Source organism: bacterium (genome assembly GCA_040753555.1).
Classification (GTDB): Bacteria; UBA9089; UBA9088; order UBA9088; family UBA9088; genus JBFLYE01.
On the sequence record JBFMDZ010000009.1, the window covers coordinates 1 to 23,224 of the forward strand.

General features: G+C 35.6%; 21 protein-coding genes. 6 read left to right on the top strand and 15 right to left on the bottom strand.

The genetic code is table 11. The features are described from left to right. Positions 1-94 precede the first annotated feature (94 nt). Positions 95-337 (top strand): T9SS type A sorting domain-containing protein, encoded by a 243-nt coding sequence (locus AB1630_01590; protein MEW6102502.1) that lies wholly within the window; start codon positions 95-97, stop codon positions 335-337. A gap of 164 nt (positions 338-501) precedes the next feature. On the opposite strand, the gene AB1630_01595 is transcribed toward AB1630_01590, so the two are convergent. The 11 genes from AB1630_01595 to cobT all read right to left on the bottom strand — a co-directional run bounded on the left by AB1630_01595 (position 502) and on the right by cobT (position 16,275). Further along, positions 502-5,421: a flagellar assembly protein A gene (locus AB1630_01595; protein ID MEW6102503.1), complete on the bottom strand. Its 4,920-nt coding sequence runs from the start codon at positions 5,419-5,421 to the stop codon at positions 502-504. Between the two features lie 130 nt (positions 5,422-5,551). After that, positions 5,552-6,706, bottom strand: coding sequence for a cysteine desulfurase family protein (locus AB1630_01600; protein ID MEW6102504.1), 1,155 nt, complete (start codon positions 6,704-6,706; stop codon positions 5,552-5,554). A gap of 57 nt (positions 6,707-6,763) precedes the next feature. Then, the gene (locus AB1630_01605; GenBank protein ID MEW6102505.1) at positions 6,764-8,854 is read right to left on the bottom strand and encodes an adenylate/guanylate cyclase domain-containing protein; all 2,091 of its coding nucleotides are present in this window, start codon (positions 8,852-8,854) and stop codon (positions 6,764-6,766) included. A 29-nt stretch (positions 8,855-8,883) separates the two neighbouring features. After that, a complete protein-coding gene (locus AB1630_01610) occupies positions 8,884-10,083 on the bottom strand; it encodes an argininosuccinate synthase (GenBank protein MEW6102506.1) in 1,200 nt (399 codons plus the stop codon). Positions 10,084-10,120: 37 nt separating this feature from the next. Beyond that, positions 10,121-11,398 (bottom strand): adenylosuccinate lyase, encoded by a 1,278-nt coding sequence (gene purB, locus AB1630_01615; GenBank protein ID MEW6102507.1) that lies wholly within the window; start codon positions 11,396-11,398, stop codon positions 10,121-10,123. Then, positions 11,395-11,826: a bifunctional precorrin-2 dehydrogenase/sirohydrochlorin ferrochelatase gene (locus AB1630_01620; protein ID MEW6102508.1), complete on the bottom strand. Its 432-nt coding sequence runs from the start codon at positions 11,824-11,826 to the stop codon at positions 11,395-11,397. Before AB1630_01620 ends, purB begins: the two co-directional genes overlap by 4 nt. After that, positions 11,823-12,752: an aspartate carbamoyltransferase gene (pyrB, locus tag AB1630_01625; protein MEW6102509.1), complete on the bottom strand. Its 930-nt coding sequence runs from the start codon at positions 12,750-12,752 to the stop codon at positions 11,823-11,825. The genes AB1630_01620 and pyrB overlap by 4 nt, the downstream gene beginning before the upstream one ends. Then, the gene (gene dcd / locus AB1630_01630) at positions 12,749-13,303 is read right to left on the bottom strand and encodes a dCTP deaminase (protein ID MEW6102510.1); all 555 of its coding nucleotides are present in this window, start codon (positions 13,301-13,303) and stop codon (positions 12,749-12,751) included. Before dcd ends, pyrB begins: the two co-directional genes overlap by 4 nt. Position 13,304: 1 nt before the next feature. Continuing rightward, complete coding sequence (locus AB1630_01635; GenBank protein ID MEW6102511.1) at positions 13,305-14,303, bottom strand: tetratricopeptide repeat protein; 999 nt, start codon at positions 14,301-14,303, stop codon at positions 13,305-13,307. Between the two features lie 38 nt (positions 14,304-14,341). Next, the gene (proC, locus tag AB1630_01640) at positions 14,342-15,130 is read right to left on the bottom strand and encodes a pyrroline-5-carboxylate reductase (GenBank protein MEW6102512.1); all 789 of its coding nucleotides are present in this window, start codon (positions 15,128-15,130) and stop codon (positions 14,342-14,344) included. 68 nt (positions 15,131-15,198) lie between these two features. After that, positions 15,199-16,275: a nicotinate-nucleotide--dimethylbenzimidazole phosphoribosyltransferase gene (gene cobT, locus AB1630_01645; GenBank protein MEW6102513.1), complete on the bottom strand. Its 1,077-nt coding sequence runs from the start codon at positions 16,273-16,275 to the stop codon at positions 15,199-15,201. A 72-nt stretch (positions 16,276-16,347) separates the two neighbouring features. On the opposite strand from cobT, the gene yqeK reads away from it, so the two are divergent. The 5 genes from yqeK to ispD all read left to right on the top strand — a co-directional run bounded on the left by yqeK (position 16,348) and on the right by ispD (position 19,397). Then, positions 16,348-16,896: a bis(5'-nucleosyl)-tetraphosphatase (symmetrical) YqeK gene (gene yqeK / locus AB1630_01650; GenBank protein ID MEW6102514.1), complete on the top strand. Its 549-nt coding sequence runs from the start codon at positions 16,348-16,350 to the stop codon at positions 16,894-16,896. Further along, a complete protein-coding gene (gene rsfS / locus AB1630_01655) occupies positions 16,878-17,207 on the top strand; it encodes a ribosome silencing factor (GenBank protein MEW6102515.1) in 330 nt (109 codons plus the stop codon). Before yqeK ends, rsfS begins: the two co-directional genes overlap by 19 nt. Positions 17,208-17,266: 59 nt before the next feature. Beyond that, the gene (locus tag AB1630_01660; protein ID MEW6102516.1) at positions 17,267-17,755 is read left to right on the top strand and encodes a CarD family transcriptional regulator; all 489 of its coding nucleotides are present in this window, start codon (positions 17,267-17,269) and stop codon (positions 17,753-17,755) included. Between the two features lie 62 nt (positions 17,756-17,817). Further along, the gene (locus tag AB1630_01665) at positions 17,818-18,735 is read left to right on the top strand and encodes a TRAM domain-containing protein (GenBank protein ID MEW6102517.1); all 918 of its coding nucleotides are present in this window, start codon (positions 17,818-17,820) and stop codon (positions 18,733-18,735) included. After that, positions 18,732-19,397: a 2-C-methyl-D-erythritol 4-phosphate cytidylyltransferase gene (ispD, locus tag AB1630_01670; GenBank protein MEW6102518.1), complete on the top strand. Its 666-nt coding sequence runs from the start codon at positions 18,732-18,734 to the stop codon at positions 19,395-19,397. Before AB1630_01665 ends, ispD begins: the two co-directional genes overlap by 4 nt. 207 nt (positions 19,398-19,604) lie before the next feature. Here the strand turns inward: ispD and AB1630_01675 are convergent, their stop codons facing one another. The 4 genes from AB1630_01675 to truB all read right to left on the bottom strand — a co-directional run bounded on the left by AB1630_01675 (position 19,605) and on the right by truB (position 23,164). Continuing rightward, positions 19,605-20,408: a nucleotidyl transferase AbiEii/AbiGii toxin family protein gene (locus AB1630_01675; protein ID MEW6102519.1), complete on the bottom strand. Its 804-nt coding sequence runs from the start codon at positions 20,406-20,408 to the stop codon at positions 19,605-19,607. Then, positions 20,402-21,037 (bottom strand): hypothetical protein, encoded by a 636-nt coding sequence (locus AB1630_01680; GenBank protein ID MEW6102520.1) that lies wholly within the window; start codon positions 21,035-21,037, stop codon positions 20,402-20,404. The genes AB1630_01675 and AB1630_01680 overlap by 7 nt, the downstream gene beginning before the upstream one ends. A gap of 310 nt (positions 21,038-21,347) precedes the next feature. Next, a complete protein-coding gene (ribF, locus tag AB1630_01685; GenBank protein ID MEW6102521.1) occupies positions 21,348-22,235 on the bottom strand; it encodes a riboflavin biosynthesis protein RibF in 888 nt (295 codons plus the stop codon). 44 nt (positions 22,236-22,279) lie between these two features. Next, entirely contained in the window at positions 22,280-23,164 is an 885-nt protein-coding gene (gene truB / locus AB1630_01690) for a tRNA pseudouridine(55) synthase TruB (protein MEW6102522.1), read from the bottom strand. Between the last annotated feature and the right edge of the window lie 60 nt (positions 23,165-23,224).

Below are 23,224 nucleotides of genomic sequence, written 5' to 3' on the forward strand. Positions count from 1 at the left end.
CTGATGTCAATATTCAGAACCCTGCATCTTCGCAAGATTGATCCCATTACTACAATAACCCATTCACTTTCTAAATGGATTGAAACAGGAAATATTGCTTCGTTGCCTGCTGTCTCACTTCAGATGGCTAAATAGTTACGAAATCTTTAATATTCTAGGACAAAGAGTAAAAACCATAAACATTGGCTTTAAAAAGAAGGGTTCATACACAAAGCAAGATAGTGCCATCCTCTGGGACTTAAAGAATGACACTGGCATCAAAGCCTCAAAGGGCTTATACTTCTATAAGCTTACCGGCGATGACTCTTCTGCCATTAAGTCAATGGTGGTGAGGTAGGGTTTATCGTAACTACTCACCTTTTGTAAAACGGTATCCTAAACGGACACAAATTCTTAAAAACCTGAGTAGTTACGGACATTTTTAGTTTGTGCGTTTGGATTTAGTGTTTCCTTTCATTTTAACTTCATTTTCCCATTTTGTTCTTAACTTCCTAAACACAACTAATCCACAACTACCTCTATCCTTGAATCAATATCTCTAATGTATTGCCTTTCTCCTATTTTTACAGACTTTCCAGAGGAATATTTTATTGCCTCAGCTACAGCGGCTATATCCACATTGTAAAATTCTCTTAAAGCTCTTTCAACCTCTTCAAAGGAAAGGGGATTAGCTTTTATTCCACCCTTATTTACTGTAATGTATAGCCCTTCAGGAAGGGATTTTATCTCAAAAGAGGCTGGTTTTTCTTTTTGTTTTTCTATTTTTTCTTCTATTTCAACCCAAGGGCCTTTTATCCCTCTATCAAAAAACAGGCTTGTCTCATTATCTAATTCAAGAGAGCCTATCCTATCATCGCCTAATTTAAGGAAGCCACTTGCCCTTTCCCTTTCTTCATTTAAAAGGGCTATTGATTCTGGATGCTTTTCCCTTTGAGGCTCTACTTGGGCTTCTGTTAAGACAATCTCACAGGGTTTATAGGATACCTCCTTAATCCTTCCTCCATCATTCTGAAATCCTATATTATCAGATTGCTTTTTTATTTCAATGCCATTAATCTTTGTCTTTGGATATATAGACCCACAACAAATCCTTCCTTTGTCCTTTAGCCTTATTATTGTCTCCTCCTGCTCAACTGAGCCAATAATATCTGCAAATATCTCATTTGTTTCTATCTCTCCACCAATTAACCCCTTAACACCCCTTTGTATGGCAACAGGCAGGGTAAATTCTTCTTTTTCTGCCCCCCTTTTTGACATCATCACACCCTTTTTCCCAACAATGTATATTCTATCAGCATTTGCCCTACATCGCATTCCTGTATTCACAACAATTGCTCCGCCTGCATTAAGGCTTGATTCTGATGCTGATTGGGCTATGATGTCATATTTTGCATCAATAGAGCTATTAGAAAGGATATGTCCAGAAACCTGCACATTCTCTCTTGATGAAATATTGCAGGAATTTTCGATATCCCCTCCTATTTCTATATTCGCCAGCGCATTTATTTTTACTCCAGCCTTTACAGAGCCAGAAATAATGACTTTCCCAGAAAAATCCAAATTCTCCTTAAGGTCTCCATTTATTGTTATTGTTTTAATAACATCGCATCTATTTCCATCCCATGTTGCCATTCCAGAGGCTTGTGAATACAAGATATTTTCAAAGAATCTCGTATTCCTTCCCTCAATAATAGGAAGCTCATCACCAAAAATCCCAGGAATCTCCTCACCTTTACAATTTATCCCATTATTTCCCCTTGTTTTTTCCTTTTTTATTGCTAGAATTTGGCCTGGTATTACATCAAATTTACCTTCGTATTTATAAAGATAGAAGGCAGGTTCTCCCTTTGTTGGAACAAGACAGGATGCGGCAATAAACGGCTTATAAAAATCCTTTTTTAAAGCAAGGAAAATTTTTTTCTCCTCTATTCCATAAATTATTCCATTTTTCATAAGATGCCATAAAACCTCTTTATGCCTTATTTTTCTTCCACCTGGCTTAAAAGGCCCTATTGTCAAAAGAACCTTCTTTGCCTTTATTTCCCCTTCATCTATTACCTCTATCTTAACAGAGCTATCAAGGTCTGGGATATATTGCCTTTCTCCTATCTTTATTGGCTTTCCATCTTTTTTTTCAATTGCTGTTTTTATACCCTGTTCATCTATATCAAAAAATTCTGATGCAGAAAGAAGAACATCCTTCATATTTACAGGCTTTCCCCTTATCCCTGGTGGGTTTATGGTAAGATAAACGCCATCTTGCGTATTATCAATCTTAAAAGAGCCAGGTGCTTCCTCCTTTTCCTTTATCTTTAAAGTAATCTCTTTCTCCTTTTCTTTCCAAGGCCCTTCTATTCCCTTTGGAAAAAACAGAGAAAGCTTTTCATCAAGGCTTATGGATAAAATGTCATCAAATAAAAGAAATTTTATTGCTTTTTCAATTTCTTCTTTTAAAAGGGCAATTGAGGAGGGGATGTCCTTTGTTTCCATAGGATATGAAATAGACATAAGATGTGCAGGAATTTCTTCGTAAGGGTGCTTTATTATCTTTCCCAATTCTTGCTTAAAACACCCTCCACCTTCAAATGGTTTAGTAGCAAGGAGAAATGCCTTTCCTATTTTCATACTCACCTTTGGATATACCGCATCCTGAACACTGATTTTTCCCTCTTCGCTCTTTATAATTATATCTGTTTTATGGTGTGAAACAGAACCAATCTGCTCAACATCTATAAACTCGGAAATCTCAATCCTTCCTCCACCAACCAGGCCCTTTACACCAGATGCCATAGCAATGGGAATGGTAAATATAGGAGGTGGCGGTGTGCCTTTTGTCATTATTATCCCCTTCCTTCCTGTAATGACAAGGGATTTAGCAATAACATTACAATCTGTAACCCCTGTTCTTGCAATTACAGAGCCTTCGGATGATATATTTGAAAAGGATATTGAGTTTGCAACAATATCACCATTTGCAGAAATAATTATCTCGTTACCATCCTCCCCTTTTATATCAGAATCTATTTCAATACCTCCACCTGATGTTATCTCACACCTTAAAGAGACATTTCCCTTTATTAAAACCCCGCCGCTTGCTTTAATCTTTACACCCCTTTTCAAAGAGCCATTTATGATTATTTTTCCAAGAAATTCGATGTCTTTATCACAATCTCCATCTATTTCCATAACCTTTTCTACATCGCACCTATTATTCGTCCAGAAAACCCTGCCAAAATTAGAAGAGTATAATGTATTTCCATCTTTTGAGAGAAATGTATTCCTTCCAGCCTGAATTTTAAAATCATTCCCTGGTATTCCTGGAATAACCTCTCCTATACAATTAACGCCGTCTGTACCAATTTTTGGGACATCCTTTATTGCCAATATTTGACCAGGAATTACATCGGGATAAATATATGGTTCTTCTCCAAATTTATAAATATAGCAAGCATTCTCTCCCTTTTTTGGAAAAATAGCACCCGATATTAAAAATGGTTTGTTGTAGAATTTTTTCTTTAAGGCTAATGCTATCTTCTTCTTATCAAATGCCCTTATTTTTTCTTTTTCAAGAAATTTTATAATTTCTGTAAATGGAATCTGCTTTCCATTTTCCTTTGGGCTTCCAATTGTTAAAAATGCTTTTGCATTCTTTATTTCTCCTTCATCTTCAAGCTTTAAAATTATTCTTCCATCAAGCTCTGGAATGTATTGCCTCTCTCCTATCTTTACAGGCATCCCATCCATTTGGACAATAGCATCCCTTATTGCTTCAGCATTTAATTCTTTATATTCCTTTAAGATTTCTATTAAATCCCTTGGCCCTACAGGAATTCCCTTTTTTCCAGGTGGATAAATTGTAAGGTATAGACCTTCTGGAAGGTTATCAATCTTAAAAGAGCCTGGTATTTCCTCTCTTTCCTTCCTTTTCCTTTCTATTTCAAAAATGAGCTTTTTCCAGGGTCCATCTATATCCTTTTGAAAAAAGATGGTTGATTGATATTCAAAAATGTAAAATTCTGAAAGGAAGTTTTCTTCTATCTGTAAAAAAATGGATGCCTCTTTTTTTGCATTCTCTATAATGTTTTCTATAATTACAGATGGAGGGTCTTTTAATATTGTAGGTCCATATATAGGCATTACAAGCTCAGCCTCTGCCTGTTTATATGGCATTTGTAATATTTTCCCCTTATCCTCAATAAATGTTACACCCTCTATAGGTTTTATTATTTCCTGGCTTCTTAGACCAATTGTTATCTTTGTCTTTGGATATACAGAGGACGAGGCAGATATTATCCCATTCTTTTCTACCTTTATCTCTGTTTTTTTATGGGAGACATCACCTAAAACCTCAACATCTATTACTTTTTCTACATTTGCAACCCCTCCAGAAAGACCAGAAAGTCCCTTTGATATGACAATTGGAATGGTAAATAAAGATGGTGGCGGTATTCCCTTTGTCATTATTATCCCTTTTTTTCCGGTAATAAATATAGACCTTGCCTTTGAATTACAATCAACTATCCCTGTTCTTATGATTATTGATGAACCTGCTTGTAGGGTTGAAGAGCTTGCTGAATTTCCTATAATATCACCCTTTGATGTTATTTCTGAGCTAATTATCCCCTCAAAGACCTCTATGGTTCCACCAGCGCTAATAAAAGAGCTCTCAATATTTTTAGAAACCTTAAGCTCTCCACCTATCTTTACCTTTACACCCTTTATAGAGCCAGATACATTTAAGCTTCCATCAAACTCTATATCGCTTGTTAGATCGCCATCTATAGAGATTAAAGGCTCAAGGTCTACTCTGTCCTTCTTCCAGGAAACAAAGCCATTTCTTGTAGCATAAATTCTTGTTCTATCCCTTGAAATAGCTGTATTCTTTCCAGCAATCATAACAATATCTTCTCCCATAATGCCTTCTATTATACTCCCACACGCATCCATTCCATCTTCTCCCTTTGTTGGATGTGTCTTTACAGCAATGAGCTGACCAGATATTGCTTCAAATTTATCTAATGGAGATTCTTTGCCCTCTATCTTTCCAAATCTATATAAATATTTTGCGTCAGTTCCCTTTTTTGCCTTTTTACCAATTGCTATAAGGTGCTTTCTCTCAAAATCCCTTTCCTTTAAAATCCTCCTTATTGTTTCTGTGTCTATATCTTTTATCCCATTTTCTTCTAAATTGGCTAGAACATCCTCAAATTGAGGTATTTTCCCAGAGAGGGTTGGATGGGTAATGGTAAGGAAACATTGCGATTTATCTTCAGCTATATCAATTATTATCTGGCTATCAAGGTTTGAAAAAGATGGTTTTTCTAATATAAAGGAAACCTCATCTAAAACAGAAAGCTCCACAAAAACATTATAACCAGAACAAAGAGGGCTTGCAATAAAAAGATACAGTGATTCAGACATAAGACTTCACTACTTACCCCTCACTCCTTGTTAGTATTTTCAAACCAATTGCTCTTTGGTTATAGAAACATTAACACAAAAAAACCAATTTTATTTCAGTATAGAAATGTGTTTCATTTTTTTAGTGGGATTACCTTTTTGCAAGGGGAGACATTAACCGAAGCCTTTTAAGGATTGAAGGAAAAACATTTAAAAGATGCCCTATATCGCTCTCTTTATTCTCCTTTCCCAAAGAAAATAGCAATGAGCTATGTGCTAGAACAGGAGAAATGCCCATAGCAGAGAGAACATGGGAGGCTTTAAGGGATGTAGAAACGCAGGGAGAGCCGGAGGCAACACATATCCCTTCTAAATCAAGGGAGATAAGCAATGATTCACCCTCTACAAAATCAAAGGAGAGGTTTATTATCCCAGGCAGGGCTTCTTTTGGGCTATTAAGATAAACTCCATCGCAATTTTTAAATATTCCATCTATTAGCATATTTTGTAGCTTTAAGATATGTCTATCCCATTCTTCCATTTCAGACATCACAAGATTCGCTGCCTTTCCCATTCCTACAATAGATGCAACATTCTCTGTTCCTCCCCTTCTTCCCTTTTCCTGGATTCCACCCTCTATTTCAGGATATAACCTTGTTCCTTTTCGCACATAAAGGCAACCTACACCCTTTGGACCATAAAATTGATGGCCAGATATAGTTAAAGTATCAACGCATAGCTCATTTACATTTATAGGGATTCTTCCACAAGCAGCAACAGCATCTGTATGGAATATTATAGAACGACCTTTTATAACCTTTGCAATCTCTTTAATTGGCTGGATTGTTCCTGTCTCTGGATTTGCTAATTGAATTGAGACAAGAATTGTATTATCCCTTAATGCCTTTTTTATGTCATTTGGATTTACCCTTGCTTCTTTATCAACACCAACAAATGTTACCTCAAACCCCTCTTTTTCCAGTGTCCTTAAAGGATGGAGGATAGATATATGCTCAATAGATGATGAGATTATATGTTTTCCATTCTTTGAAAGGGCATTTGCTATCCCCTTTATTGCCAAATTATTAGCCTCTGTTGCTGATGATGTAAAGATAATCTCATCTGGTTTGGAAGAGATTAAAGAAGCAATCCTTTCTCTTGCACAAATAATGGCATTCTTTGCCCCTTGACCAATTGTATAAATGCTTGATGGATTTCCAAATTCTTCCTTAAAATATGGAAGCATCTCATCAAAAACCCTTGGGTCAATTGGTGTTGTGGCTATGTTGTCAAGATAAACCATCATAAGTAAATTCGTATCTACTTTAGGTCTTTTAAGTCCTATTTTACAAATATAGTAATATTATTTCGTCTTATACACATACACACCATCCCAATCATCTGGTGGTGGATTAAGAGAATAATCTTGACATCTCATAAAATACATCCTTGCAATACCATCGTTCATAATTGTAGAAAATACATCTGATGCTTCTTTCCATTTTCTTTCTTTATAAAACGAAAGACCATTTATAAAAATCTCAAGCTCTTTTTTCTTACTATCAGAAACATCAGCTATAAGCCCAATGGGTTCATATATCATAACAGGACGGCTTTTCCCCTTTACAACAATAATATCCACCTCCCGACTCAAAATTTCATCCTTTATTTGCTCATATGTTGCCTTGCTTATAATTATCTGTGAGTTATATTTCCTTGTCATTCCTTCAAGCCGTGAGGCAAGATTAACCTCATCGCCTATAACTGTATAATTTGTTTGAATGTCAGAGCCAATATTTCCAACAACAGCCTCGCCTGTATTTATTCCTATTCCAATATCTAGCTCCTCTTTTCCCCTTGCCTTCCATTCTTTCTTTAGTCGATTTAACTCCCTTATCATCTCTAGTGCAGTTAAAACCGCCCGCTTTGCATGCTCTTCTGGATAAAGGGGCGCCCCGTAAAAGACCATAATAGCATCGCCAATATACTTGTCAAGTGTTCCCTTGTGTTTAAAGATAACCTGATTCATTGCTGTAAAATATTCGTTTAATAAAGAAACAATCTCTTCAGCTTGCAGCTTCTCTGAAAGTGTTGTAAATCCGCAGATATCAGAAAATAAAACAGAAATCTCCACCCTTTTTCCACCAATAGAAAATGCATCGGGATTAGAGACAAGCTGCTCAACAACCTCCTTGCTTACATACCTTGAAAACATCCCCCTTACCCTCTTTTTCTCCTTCTCCTCTGTCTGAAACCTCCAAAGCCAGACAGAGAGGAAGGTAAAACCCATTGAGAAGGAAGGAGAGACCATTGGAATTATTAGCCCATTTTTAAAAAGGATAATAGATGTTGTAAGGTATCCAAACAATAGACCAGCCATTACCAAAATCCCTTTTTTCAAAGAAAGAATGGAGGAGAAAAGCCCTATAATTATGCCCAATAACAAAACAATGAGCATATTAGTTTTTATAGATGTTTGTATCATAAAGTTATTGTTTAGGATATTGTGGATAATTGTAGCTTGTGTTTCAACCCCAGGATATACAGAAGAAAATGGGTTTGACATAATATCAAATAAGCCTTCTGCGCTTCCACCAATAATAGCAATTTTATTCTTAAAGTATCCCTCTGCTATCCTTTTTTTTAAAACATTATGGAATGAAACAAATCTAAATGTCCTCGCTTCTCCTAAGTACCTAATCCACATTTTTGCTCCTTCCTCAACCGGTATTTTCTTTTTATCTGAAAGGAGGAGATAATTACCTTTAAGTTTTATTTGGTCAGGTTGAACATTCAAAACACTACAAATAGTAGCAAGGGAAAAGGAAAGATAAAGCCTATCATTATATTTTGCTAGAAGGGGAATTAGCCTTGTATTCCCATCCTCGTCTGAGTATTTATTATCATATCCAATACCTTCTGCTGTTTTCTGGATTTCCATTATTGGTGGTGTAATAGCTTTATTTTTTTGAAATGGCCCTTTTGGAAGGGGAAAGCTAAATTTCTTCATAAGATCCAAATTATATTCTTCTTTTGTCTCAGAGGTTTCGGGAAAGAAGAAGGAATGGATAACATTTCCTGCCCTTTTGGTTGTCTCAACAAGGATATTATCATCCTCTGGGTTTGAATGTTCGGGAAAAAATATATCAAAGCCAACAGCCTTTACTCCATCCTTTTTCACATAATCTATTACCTCTGCATAATATCTTCTTGGCCAATTTTGCCATCTTCCAAGAGAACGAAGGGTATCATTGTCTATATCAATAACCACAACATCCTCTATAACAGATTTTCTTTTTTCCTTTGTAGATATAAAGCGAAAATTCAAAGATGCCCACTCAATATCACGAAACAGAGGAATATCTGTGAGAATAATAAAGGAACGCGAAAAGAGAAAAAAGATTATACTGCCACTTATAATCCCAAATACCCCACCAATTATAAGCTTTTTCATTATCTTTAATTTATGAAAGAGTTGAACACTTACGAATTTTCCTTTAACATTCCTTCATATTGAAAGCCAAACAGCTTGATAAAACCTTCTGCATCTTTATGGTTGTAAGGAATACCTTCTCCAAATGTTACCAGGTCTTTTTTGTATAGGCTATATGGCGATTTTCTTTTCAAAATTGAGACAACCCCTTTATAAAGCCTCATTGTTATAGAGCCTGTTATGTTTTCTTGGGTTTTATCTACAAATCCATCTATTGCTTCTCTTAATGGCGTGAACCATAAGCCATAATAGACAAGCTCTGCATATTTCTTTGCCAAGAGCTCCTTGTAATGCTGTGTCTCCCTATCAAGGATTATAGATTCAAGCTCAGAATGGGCAATGTGTAAGATTGTCCCACCTGGTGTCTCATATATCCCCCTTGACTTTATCCCAACAAGCCTATTTTCAACAATGTCTACCCTTCCTATCCCATTCTCTCCACCAATTATATTTAGCCTTTCTATTATTTCAACAGGGCTATAGGATTCTTCATCTATCTTTGTTGGAATGCCTTTTTCAAACCCTACCTCTACAATTGTTGGCTCATTTTTTGATTCTTGAGGAGATTTTGTAAGGATGAACATATTTTCATCGGGTGGATTTGATAAATCCTCTAATATTCCTCCCTCATAGCTTATGTGCCATAGATTTCTGTCAGTAGAATATGGCTTCTCTTTGGAAACAGGGATGTCAATATTATATCTCTTTGCATATTCAATTTCATCTTCTCTAGACTTTATATCCCATTCCCTCCAGGGAGCAATTATCTTTATAGAGGGAGAAATTGCCCTGAATGTAAGCTCAAAACGAACCTGGTCATTTCCTTTTCCTGTTGCACCATGACAGACACAATCTGCATTTTCTCTTCTTGCAATCTCCATTATCTTCTTTGCAATAAGGGGTCTTGCCAAAGAGGTTCCCAAAAGGTATTTTTCTTCATAGCAAGCACCTGCCTTTAAAGCAGGAAAGATATAATTAACAACAAATTCTTCTTTTAAATCCTCAATATAAACCCTCTTTGCACCTAATTTAATTGCCCTTTCCTTTAAACCAGAAAGCTCCTCATTCTGTCCAATATCAACGCAAACAGCAATGACCTCTGCCCTGTAAGTTTCTTTTAGCCAATGAAGGATAACAGAGGTATCCAATCCACCAGAATATGCAAGAACAATCTTCATTTTAATATGTATTTATATGCTTTTATTTTATATAATTTGCAATTAAAGCTTAAAATACTTTCTTAAAGATATAATCAACATTAGAAAGGCTTATCCTTACATCAAAAGAGCTTTCAATCTCCTCCTTTGATAAAACCTTATTTATTTCTTCATCCCTTCTTACATTTTCATAAAAAATCCCTTCGCTATGAGCTATTCTTTGGACAATCTTATATGCCTTTTCCCTTGAGATACCTTTATTTACCATTTTAAGCATAAGGTCTTCTGAGAATATAAGACCATTTGTTTTATTAAGGTTTTCTAGCATTTTTTCTGTAAAAACAACAAGACCCGATATTACCCTGGAAAACTCGCAAAGGATAAAATCAAGGAGAATTGATGATGACGATAAGATAACCCTTTCTGCCGATGAATGGGAAATATCCCTCTCATCCCACAAAACCATATTTTCAAGGCCAGCCTGGCTATTTGAACGAACGATTCTTGATAAGCCTGAAATTCTTTCGGATGAGACAGGGTTTTTCTTGTGCGGCATTGCCGATGAGCCCTTTTGCCCTTTGGTAAAAGGCTCTTGTAATTCGCCTATTTCTGTCCTTTGAAGGCTTCTTATATTTGTTGCAAATCTATCGCAGGATGAGGCAATAATAGCAAATGTTGTAAGGTATTCTGCATGCCTATCCCTTTGAATTATCTGGGAAGAAATCCTTTCTGGCTCAAGGTTTAAGTATTTTAAGGCAATCTTTTCAATCTCTGGAGAAATATGGCTATATGTTCCAACAGCACCCGATATTTTTCCGAAAGAGATTGTCTTTTTTAAATTCTTTATCCTCTCAAGGTTTCTTCTTGTCTCATCATACCATAATGCCAATTTTAGCCCAAATGTCATTGGCTCTGCATGGATGCCATGGGTCCTTCCAATCATTATTGTATCCTTATATTCAAATGCCTTTTCCTTAAGAATTAAAAGGAGGTTATTTATATCATCCTCTATTATATCAATAGAATCCCTCATTATTAAAGAGAGGGCTGTGTCAACAACATCGTATGATGTAAGCCCAAGGTGAATGTATCTTGCATCAGGACCAATATTTTCAGCCAGGTTTGTAAGCAAGGCAATTACATCGTGCTGGGTTTCTTTCTCTATTTCAGCTACCCTTTCTACATTAAACCTTGCTTTTTTTTCTATTATCTCTAGGGCATTCTTTGGGATTTTTCCAAGTTCTGCCTGTGCCTTGCAAACCGCAATCTCAACATCAACAATCCTTTGATAGCGATTTTTAAGACTCCAAATCTCCCTCATCTTTGGAAGGCTATATCGTTCAATCATATTACCTCCTCAAGTTTTAATCTTATTTTCTTTGCCAATGATGGGTTTTTTCCGCTTGTTGATATGGCAATTGTAATATCATCCCTTTGAATGATAGATGGGGTAATAAATCTACAAAGAGAGGGTTTATCAACAACATTTACAAGAATCCCCTTATTTTCTGCCTCTTTGCTTACCATTTGGTTTATTTTGGAATTATTGGTTGCGGAAATAGCAATAAATGCTCCATCCAAATCGCCATTTTTATATTCCCTCTCTATCCATAAAACCCTTTTTTTTAAACCTTCCTCCAAATCTGGGCTTATAACAATAACATTACCTTTTGCTTCTAATAACCTCTCAATCTTTCTTTTTGCAACACTTCCTCCACCAATAACAACGCATTTCTTTCCCTCTATATCAAGGAATATAGGGTAATACCTCTTCATCCTAATATCATTTTAAGCAATGCCATCCTTAAATACAAGCCATTTTTTGCTTGCCTGAAATAGCCTGCCCTTTTATCTCTATCTACATCTTCTGATATTTCAGATACCCTCGGAAGAGGGTGGAGAATTCTGGCATCGTCCTTCATTAAAGAGATAACCTTCCTATCAACAACATAGGAATCCTTAACCTTTTCATAAGCCTCCTGGTTTCTAAACCTTTCCTTTTGGATTCTTGTAACATATAGGATATCAAGAAATCCTGCTATATCAATAATGTTGCAATTTTCTTTAAAATTTATCCCTTTTTCAATAAGATAATCAATTATGTCTTTTGGCATTGGAAGCTCTTCTGGGCTAATAAAATAAAGCTCTATGGCCTCTTGTTGTGCAAGTAGCCAAACAAGAGAGTGTATTGTCCTTGAGTAAAGGAGGTCTCCCAACAGCCCAATTTTAAGATTGTCCATCCTTCCTAGCTCTTTTTTTATGGTATAGAGGTCTAAAAGTGCCTGGGTTGGATGCTGACCTGGGCCATCGCCTGCATTTATTACAGGAACAGGCGATATTTTGGAAGCTTTTTTTGCCGAGCCTTCTTCATAATGCCTTAAGACAATAATATCAGCAAAATCTCCAATGACTCTTATTGTATCCGTCAGGGATTCTCCCTTTACCATTGATGAGAAATGTGGTGCATCCTCTGTTGATATTACATCGCCTCCAAGCCTTTTCATTGCAGATTCAAATGAGAGCCTTGTCCTTGTAGATGGCTCATAAAATAGGGTTGCAAGGATTTTTTTTCTTCCCTTAAGAAGCAAGGAGGAATCTTCTGTTTTATCCAAATTTTCCATCCTCTCTGTAAGGAAAAACAATTCATCTAATAGATTTTTATCCTTAAATTGCTGGATTTCTATTAGATGGTAAAGCTTCATTCAACCATTGGAAGAGTTATCTCCTTTTGAGCCTGGTATCTTCCATTCTTATCAGCATAAGAAACCTCGCAGACCTCATCAGAGGAAAGAAATAAAACTTGGGCAATGCCTTCATTGGCATATATCTTTGCCGGAAGGGGTGTTGTGTTTGAGATTTCTAATGTTACAAACCCTTCCCATTCTGGCTCAAATGGTGTTACATTTGTTATTATTCCACACCTTGCATATGTTGATTTTCCAAGGCATATTGTGATAATATCCCTTGGAATCCTAAAGTATTCAATAGACCTTGCTAAAGCAAATGAATTTGGAGGGATTATGCAGGTTTTTCCCTTAAAATTGACAAATGATTTTGGGTCAAAATTCTTTGGGTCAACAATCGTTGTGTTTATATTTGTAAATATGAGGAATTCGTCAGAAACCCTTATGTCATATCCATACGATGAAAGGCCATAGGAGATTACTGCCTTGGTTACACAATGGTCAGCAAATGGCTCAATCATCCCCTTCTTTGCTTGCTCCCTAATCCACCTATCTGATTTTACTGCCATCTTAAAGATAATTCTCCTCAATATGCTTCTTCCTTTGTTTTGCCCTATCTACCCACTTACTATCTGGATATTCCCTGATAAGCCTTCCATAGAATTCTATAGCCCTTATAAAATCCCTCACCTTCGGATACCTATCATACATATCTGCAATGTAAAACCCTGCATCATCAGCGCCCTTTATCTTTGGATATTCATCCAAAACCTTCTTATATTCTACAATTGCTTGGATATAATCTCCAAGCTCTTTATAACTATCTCCAAGACCAATCTGAGCAGATACCCTTATTTCATCTGAATTTCTTATCTTTGGAGGAAGATGGGAAAATAAGTCTGTAATGGTGCCCTGTTCTATCTCCTTGATAAGCTTCATATACTCAATAATTGAGGTTTTATAATCCTTTTTGGAAAAAATGAGCTCGCAGGCAAGAAGCCTTGCCTCATATTTTAATGGGGTTTTTGGATATTCCTTTAATAGCTTGTTTATTGCCTCCACATCCCTTTTTGCCTCTCCTATGGTAAATAGAATTTTATCAGCAAAGCCTATTTTTGGTTTTTCTTTAATAAGGTTTTCAAGATATGCTATTCCTTCATCATTCATTCCAAGTGATATAATCTTTCTTCCAAAGAGGTAATTCTCTTCATCTGCGGTTAATGTTTTTGTTTCTTCCCTGATTGTAATATCATCCTTAAACACCTCATATTCCAGTGGCTTTTCTGGTTTTAATTTTTTTTCTTCCTCCCGACTCCCGACTCCCGACTCCCGACTCCCGACTATCTTTATACTTTCCGCCCTTTTCTTTATTGAATCTACAAGCATCTCCTCTATCTTTGGATATGTTGGACAAATTTCAATAATTTCAGAAAATGCCTTTATTGCTAGGTCATACCTTCCTTGAGCATAATGGTATAGCCCCTCTTGAAAAAGGATATCCTCTTTCTTCGCCTCTTGACTAAAGCCAATGTTAAAAGCCAAAATAAGCAAAACCAAAAACCTTTTCATTCTAATTTTTAAATCCGAAATCTTAAAATCCGAAATTATCATCCTAATTCCTTTGCCCTTTTCTCTGCAGCTAAAACAGCCTTCCATAGAATTCCAGAAAGATTTTCTCTCTCCATTACCTCAATTGCTGATATTGTTGTTCCAGAGGGCGAGGCAACCATATCCCTTAATTCTGCTGGGTGCTTCTTTGTTCTTCTTAACATCTCAACAGAGCCAGATATTGTTGATAAAACAAGCCTTTCAGAAATATCCCTTGAAAGACCCATTTTTATACCAATAGAGATTAAAGCATCTATTATAACAAAGATATATGCAGGGCCTGAGCCAGAAAGGGCGGTTACAGCATCTATGAGGTTTTCATCTACCTCTACAACATCGCCCAAAGCAGAAAATATCATCTTTGCAAAGGAAACATCAGATTCATCTGCATATTTTCCCTTTGATATTGCAGATATTCCGCAAGAAATTAAACAAGGCATATTTGGCATTACCCTTATTACCCTTGCATTATTTAGCCTTTCCTCAATAAAACCTGTCTTTATCCCTGCTGCAATTGAGATTATATGATGCCCCTTTACATCCCCTTTAATTTGCTCTAATAGCTCTCCCATTACAAGCGGTTTTATAGCCAGAATAATACCATCTGCAAAATTCAAGACCTCAAGGTTATTTTGGGTTGTCTTTATTTTAGTATCGGTAAGGGCTTCCAATTTTTTAGCACTTATATCAGAGGCTATAATTTCATTGGGTTTAAATACACCCTTTTTCAACCCTCCCCTTATAATTGCACCCCCCATATTTCCAGCACCAATTATTCCAATCTTCATCGTGATATATGTCTATCCGCTATTATATGACCAGAAGGATAAAGTTGTAAAGCATTTGCGCGGTCAATTTATTTTAATTGATTTTCTCTAGAAACGCCTGCAGAGCTAAATGTAGCCATTTGGGTTAGGATTTTGCAACCTGCATCTATTATATTTATTGCCAAAGCTGCACCCGTTCCCTCGCCAAGCCTCATATCCAAATCAAGGATGGGTTTTTTACAAAGATAATCCAATGTTATTCTATGCCCCTTTTCCTGTGAGCAATGGGAGGCAAATATATAATCCTTTATCTTTGGCGAAATTTTATAGGCAATTAAACAAGCGGCTGTTGAGATAAAGCCATCAATTACAACAGGGATTTTATGGGAAGATGATGCAAGGATAATTCCAGCTAATCCACCTATTTCAAATCCACCAATCTTTGCCAATACATCTATTCCATCATCTGGATTTGGTTTGTTAATAGAAATTGCCCTTTCTACTACCCTTATCTTATTCTCTAGCATCTCATCATTTATTCCTGTTCCCCTTCCTACAACATCCTCTATAGGCTTTCCTGTGATAGAGGCAGCAATTGCACTTGATGGTGTTGTATTGGCAATGCCCATATCGCCTGTTCCTGTAATATCTATTCCATCCTTTAGCCTATCTTCAAATACAGAAATCCCTGCACAAATTGCAGATATTGCCTCATCCCTTGTCATTGCAGGTCCCTTGGCTATATTCTTCGTCCCATAATTTATCTTCTTATCCACAAAAGTCTTTAGTTTTAAGTTTTCAGTTTTAAGTTTTTCTGCTACTCCCATATCAACCACAACAACCTCTGCTCCAATATGGTTTGCTAATACATTTATTCCTGCACCACCTTTAATAAAATTATAGACCATCTGCGGCGTTACCTCTTTTGGATATGCACTTACTCCCTCCTCTGCTACGCCATGGTCACCTGCCATTGTAAATATAACCTTATTTTTAAGGCTTGGGTTTTCATTTCCTGTAATTAGGACAATTGCCTTTGCAAATTCCTCAAGCCTTCCTAAACTTCCCTGTGGCTTTGTAAGAAAATCAAGCCTTTCTTGGGTTTTCTCAGAAAGGCTTTTATCAATTTCTGTAATATTCTCAATTGTTTTATTTAATTTTTCCATAGCCAATATTTTAAAATAAAGCAAAACCATTTGTCAAATTTTATTCCCCTTTGCTATAATAAGCTAGAATTTATGAGAGATATAGAAAAAGACCTTGCTTCTCTTATGACAAAACAAAGGTTTCTTCATATTCAAGAGGTAAAAAGAATAGCTAATGACATTTCACATCATTACAATATTGATAAGAAGAAATTAGAATTGGCTTCCCTTCTTCATGATATTGCCAAAGATATTCCAAGGGATGAAATGAAAAGCCTTATTGAAAAATACAGAATAGTCTTTGATAGAATAGAAGAAAAAGAGCCAGGCCTTTGGCATGGAGTAATCGGTGCGTTTATGGTTAATGAAAAATTTAGCATTACAGACCCAGAGGTTCTTACAGCAATAAAATTTCATTCAACAGGAATGGCAAATATGCCTTTGCTTTTAAAAGTTCTCTATATCGCTGATTACCTTGAAACCTGTCCAAATGGAGATTTATTGGAGAGGGCAAAAGGCAATATTGATGATGTATTAAAGGAGGTTACAAAGCAAAAGATAGAATATGTTCTTAAAAAAGGCTCCCTCCTTCATCCAAGGACAGTTTCCCTATGGAATAGTATATGTACCCAAAAAGCATAGCAAAGAAGATAGTTAAAGCCGCCCTCTCCAAGAAGGCAGAGGATATAAAGGTTTTTAAGGTAAGCGAAAAGTCCAGCATATCAGATTACCTTATCATTGCCACATCGCGCTCCCTTGTTCAAACAAGGGCGATTGTTGAGGAAATCCATAAAGCAATAAAGAAAAATATAAAGCCATTACACATAGAGGATGCAAAAGGTTGGACGCTTATTGACTATGGCTCTGTTATCGTTAATATATTTGAAGAAGAATACAGGTCTTTTTATCAGCTTGAGACATTATGGGCTGATTCGCCGAGAGTTGAAATATAAATTTTTTGAATTGTAGGGATTTCTTGACTATTATTTAAGATTTAGGGTATAATATGAGTATGTTTCAAGCAGGAGATGTAGTGGTCTATCCTTTACAAGGTGCAGGAACAATAGAGAGGCTCGAGGAGCATAAGGTTAAGGATGAAATTCATAAATATTATGTTATAAAGCTTTCTGCTTCTGAAATGAAGATTATGGTTCCTGTTGAACAAGAAAGCAAGATAGGATTAAGAAAGGCTGTAGAGAAGGAGGCTTTTAATATTGTATTTAAGATATTAAAAAGGGGAAATAGAGAGATAGATTGGAAGGAAAAGTATGCAGCGAATTTAGAGAAGATGAAAATAGGCTCTGTTTCTAATGTGGCAGAGGTAGCAAAATGTCTTTGTGAAAAAAGAAAGCAAAAAAATCTCTCTATTGGAGAGAAAAGGCTATTTGACAATGCCTGCAATATTCTTACAACAGAGCTTGCATATGCTTATAATATAAAGTTCAAAGAGGCTGATTCTATGATTAAAAGCCTTTTAAAAGAAACAAAGACAGAAGAATAGAAAAATTATAAAAAGGGAGGTGATAAAAAAATTTTAAATTTTTAAAAAGGAGGTTAAGGAGAATGTTAAAAATAATTTTTCTCCTTCTTGCCTCTTATTTGGGTTATTTACTAGGAATAAAAATAGGTTCTCTTCCTTTAGGAATATTTATTGGAATAGGAATGGGAGGAGGATTTATAGGATGCGAGTTTCTTTTAAGAAGGATAAAACCTAAAACCTTTTTTATATTATGTTTATGGCTGATAATAGGGCTTTTGGTTGCAAGTGTATTTTCTTCTTTTATCAAAGACACCCTTCTTTTATGGGGAATATCAATTACCCTAGGGTTTCTTGGAGCAAATCTTTCTTTAGAAAGATACCAGGAGGTTTTGGGATTATTTAAGAAAAAAGGGGAAAAAAAGAAGGTTTTAGATACAAGCATCATTATTGATGGAAGGATTGTTGATGTTATAAAGGCTGGATTTTTAGAGGGAGAAATTATCCTTCCAAGGTTTGTCCTAGAAGAGCTGCAGACAATTGCAGACCTATCCGATCCCTTAAAAAGAAATAGGGGAAGAAGGGGGTTTGAGGTTTTAAAAAAGCTCAAAAAAGAAACAGCAATCCATATAGAGGAAGACCCAATAGGAGAGGCAAAAGAGGTTGATAGAAAGCTTATAATTCTGGCAAAGAGAATAGGAGGGGTAATATTAACCTGTGATTACAATCTTGGTAAGGTAGCCCAAATAGAAGGAATTTCTATTCTAAACATCAATGACCTTATTACGGCATTAAAACCCATTATCCTTCCAGGAGAGGTATTTTCCATTCAGGTTGTAAAGGAGGGTAAGGATTTTGGACAGGGATTGGGTTATCTTGAAGATGGAACAATGGTTATTATTGAGGATGGCTCAGATTATCTTGGAAAAAAAATAAAGGTAGAGGTATCTAATGTCCTTCAAAGTGCAACAGGAAGGATAGTATTTACCAAAGCATCCAAGTGACAGAGGCAATAATTGTAGCTGCAGGAAGGTCTAGCAGGACAAAAAGGGATAAATTATATTTTCCATTAAAGGGAAAACCCCTTATATTTTGGACAATAGAGGCTATATTAAATGAGGTTTCATCCATTATCCTTGTTGTTTCCAAAGAAAGGCTTGACTGGTGGAAGGAAAACAATATTTTTGGGATAAAAAAAATAGCCATTGGCGGAAAGGAAAGGCAGGATTCTGTATATAATGGCTTAAAGATGCTTTCTGAAGACACAAAGATTGTTCTTATCCACGATGGTGCGAGGCCATTTGTAAGCAAGGAGCTGATTGGTCGGGTTATCTCTTGTGCAAAAAATGACGGTGCGGCTGTTCCTGGAATTCCAAGTAAGGCAACGGTAAAAATGGTAAAGGATGGTTGGGTTTTAAACACCTTAAACAGGGAAAATTTATGGCTTATTCAGACACCGCAGGGTTTTAAGAAAGAGATAATCCTATCCTCCTATAAAAAGGCATATGAATCTGGGTTTTATGGAACGGATTGTGCAAGCCTGGTTGAAAAGGCAGGGTTTAAGGTAAAAATTGTTTTGGGTGATGAGAGAAATATTAAAATTACAACGCCATTTGACCTTGAGCTTGCAAAGGTAATTATAAGGTTACTATTCAGCCCATTATAACCACAGAGGCACAGATTTAAAATTCTAAATTTTGAATTCTAAATTTTAAATTATAAATCTTATCCTTATTTTAACTAAAATCCAAAATCCAAAATTTCCATAGTTCAAAATCCAAAATTTAACATTTTTTAAATCCTTATTACTTTTCATAATATATTCATCCTCTTCATTCATTGGGTTTGCGTCCCTGGCGCCCTGGCGAGATTATTAAAATGTTTTCTCAAAGAGATTAAGGATTAAATTGGTATCCAACAATTTTAGCTCATTCTTATCTACTATAAATCTTTCTACATCCTTCCTGACCTTTACAAAATCAATACGGGCTAATTTTTCTTGTAAAAAATCTCTAAAATTCCCCTCATCTACATTGCCCTTTTTACCTTCTGTTTGCTCTATAGCACAATTGAGAAGACAGAAATTGGGCAATGTTTTCTTTCCAAGATACCACAAAAGGTCGTAAAAATCCCTTCCTTTGGTATATTTTCTAAAAAAACAGGCATGGAGTTTTGTAGCATAAAGGGAGGGAATATCAAAATGTGTTACCGTAAAGACAAAATATTTATTTACCAAAGAGATGTTTGTATTCCAGCCAACCGGTGGATTTGAATCTATCTCTATTCTAATAGATAACTTCTCGCTCTTTAGAGAAGATAAATCTAAGGTGAATAAGAGATTATTAAATTTAAGCATAGCTCCCTGGACAGTCTTCTCCTTTGCCTCTTTAACATCCAGAGAAAATCCATTCTTGTTTAATTCATAAACCACCCTTTTTAAAAGGGCATCAAAATTGTAACCTTCTTTGTTGATAAGCGAAAAATCAAGGTCTTCTGAGAATCTTCTTAAGTCATAAAGAACCCTTAGTGCTGTTCCACCAACAAAGGCAAGGTTCTTGAAATAACCCCTATCGTATAAGATTTTTAAGGTGAGCATCTGCAGAAATTCCCTTATAATGTGAACCTTTGCCTCACGCGTTTCAACCTTTAAGATGGCTTTTTTAATTAAGTCTAACATTTTTCCCTCATAAAACCCAATAGATTATCCACTACATCAATAAGCACCTTATTTTTGTATCTTTTAGCAAATTCCATTAGTTTCTTCTTCTTTAATATACTTAGATTTTGAAGCCTCAAAGCTGTTTCAAAGAAATCTACCCCTTTATCTTTAAACTCATATAGATTTAAATAGATGAAGTCAAGCATGGCTTTTTCAGGATGGGCTATGAGGACAGCTAGATTGTTTTCATCTTCTATCTTTTCCATACCAAAAAATAGCTCTAGTTTTAAGTGTTGATAATGAAAATTGCCAAACGCATTTTTAAAACTCATAGTTTTTTTGGTAGTAACCGAGGTAAGGTCAGAAACCTCCTCAGGGATTAAACCATAGTAGAAAAGGGCATATTCGGTGCTGATGTAGGAAGGCAAGTATAAGGCATTAGCGATGAAAAGCCGTGATGGGGTAATCTTTCGGTCTTGCTCATTTAAGATATATAACCCTTTCTTAAGTTTTTTCAACAAACCCTTCTTTTGCCAGATAGTCAGTTGATTCTTCAAAGAACGAGGTTTTAAGGTAAGGCTGACGAGATGACTTGATGAGATAATAGGAAATTTGCTTGTGATATTCTTAAACTCAAGGTATTTCATTTCTCTAAATCATCCTTTTATATGATTTATAGAATTATAAATTATAAATTTGACCCTGTCAAAAATTATTGCACTGAAACTTACCCATATCTTTTTGGCTAAATTTTGATTTTTGGTATGTGTTTAGGTAGACGAGAATAAGATGGGGAAAGGAAGTTAAAATGAAAGAAAGCACTAAATCCAAATATCAAAAAATGTCCAATTGATTTTGTTTGTCATTGGGATTTGGTCATTGGGATTTTATTTGTCATTGGGCATTGGGATTTATTTAGTTTGTGCCTAAATATAGGACAGCTAAACACATACATTTTTAGTATAGTTTTCTACAAACTTCCTTATCTTTCTTAATCTGAAGAAAAAGCTCATTTTCATTATTGAACCTCATTTCATCCCTTATCCATTGATGAAAAAATATGCTAATTTCTTTCCCATAAATATCCATATTAAAATCAAAAATATGTGTTTCCAAGACAAGGTTTTTTCCATCAAATGTCGGTCTTGTCCCAAGATTTGCCATTCCATCAAAAATATTACCATCTACCTTTACCTTTACAAAATATACCCCCTTTCTTGGGCAAAACAAATTTTCATCCAATGCAATATTCGCTGTTGGAAAACCAAATTTTTTTCCCCTTCCTATAGAGGAAAAAACATTTCCAGAGAAGCTTAAAGGTCTTTTAAGAAAGGAATTAGCCTCTTCTATTCTTCCTTGCAAAAGAAGCTCTTTTATTAAAGATGTGCTTATTCTGGTATTTGAAAAATAAATATCATCAATAACAAACACAAAGAATCCCCTTTCATTTCCCATTACCTCAAGCGTTTCTATATTTCCACTTCTGTCTTTTCCAAAGCAAAAATCCCTGCCACACCAGACCTCTTTCATCTTAAGATTTGTAAGCAAAAGCTCTATATATTGAGAGGGAGGCACCTCTTTTATTCTATTAAAATCAGCAAGAACAAGGTGCTTTATACCCAATTCAGCAAAGATATTATCTCGTTCCTTTTCCTGAAGGATATATTGCCCACATCTTGGATGTTGTAAAAATGTAAAAAGAATAGGGATAAATCCATTCTTCTTTGAAGATTCTATTGCCCCTTTTATCAAATATTGATGGCCAATGTGAATGCCATCAAAGATTCCAGGGATAATACAGGAAGACTCTTTTAGGATTGGAATATCACCTTTGTGGATAATCATTTATTAAAATCCTGCCACGCTTTTGACTTTTGAATTTTGACTTTTTATAAGAGGTCATCATAGGTTGCAATTATCTTTACAGGTTTTAACACCCCCTTTTTATTTTCTCCTATTCCGATAAAGATTCCATCCCTTGTTGATATTTTTACCAAACCCTCACCTCCTTCAAACCTAATTTGCCTTCCTTCCATTATTCTTTCAACATCCTCCATTACTGCCTCGTCCATAAAATAAAGGGAATTGCTCATTGGCATTATAAAGCCCTCCATTTTTTTCTCCTTTGTCTTTTCTTTGAATTCCTCTAATGTAAGGGCATTTTCAATAGAAAATTTGCCAATGGCTGTTCTTCTTAAAAAGCTTAGAGATGCACCTGTCTCCAATGCTTCTCCGATGTCAAAGAATAATGTTCTAATGTATGTTCCGCCAGAACAGGTTACCTTAAATGTTGCCTCTGGTTGCTTTCCGTCAGTAAAATCAAGAAGGGAGATTTTGTGGACAACAACAGACCTTTTCTTTCTTTCAACTATTTTTCCCTCCCTTGCTAATTCATAAAGCCTTCTTCCTTCATGATGGATGGCTGATACCATTGGTGGAATTTGCTCAATTGTTCCTGTGAATCTTGGAATTATCCTTTCTATATCATCCTTTGTAAGAAATGAGGCATCCCTTTCAGATTGTATATTCCCCCATATATCCTGTGTATCTGTTGTTATCCCAAACCTTGCTTTAGCAATATATTCCTTTTCAAGGAAATAGAAAAATGGTATAATTTTTGTTGCCTTTCCAACAAAGACAAGAAGAAGACCTGTTGCTTGAGGGTCAAGGGTTCCACCATGTCCTATCTTTTTTTTAAGAATCTTTTTTACCTTCGCAACAACACCAAATGATGTAATTCCACTCGGTTTATCTATCAATAACAATCCGTCCATTAAAAAATTAGGATACCAGATTTTTAAGAAAGATGTCAATATATTTTGTTTAAAAAAATT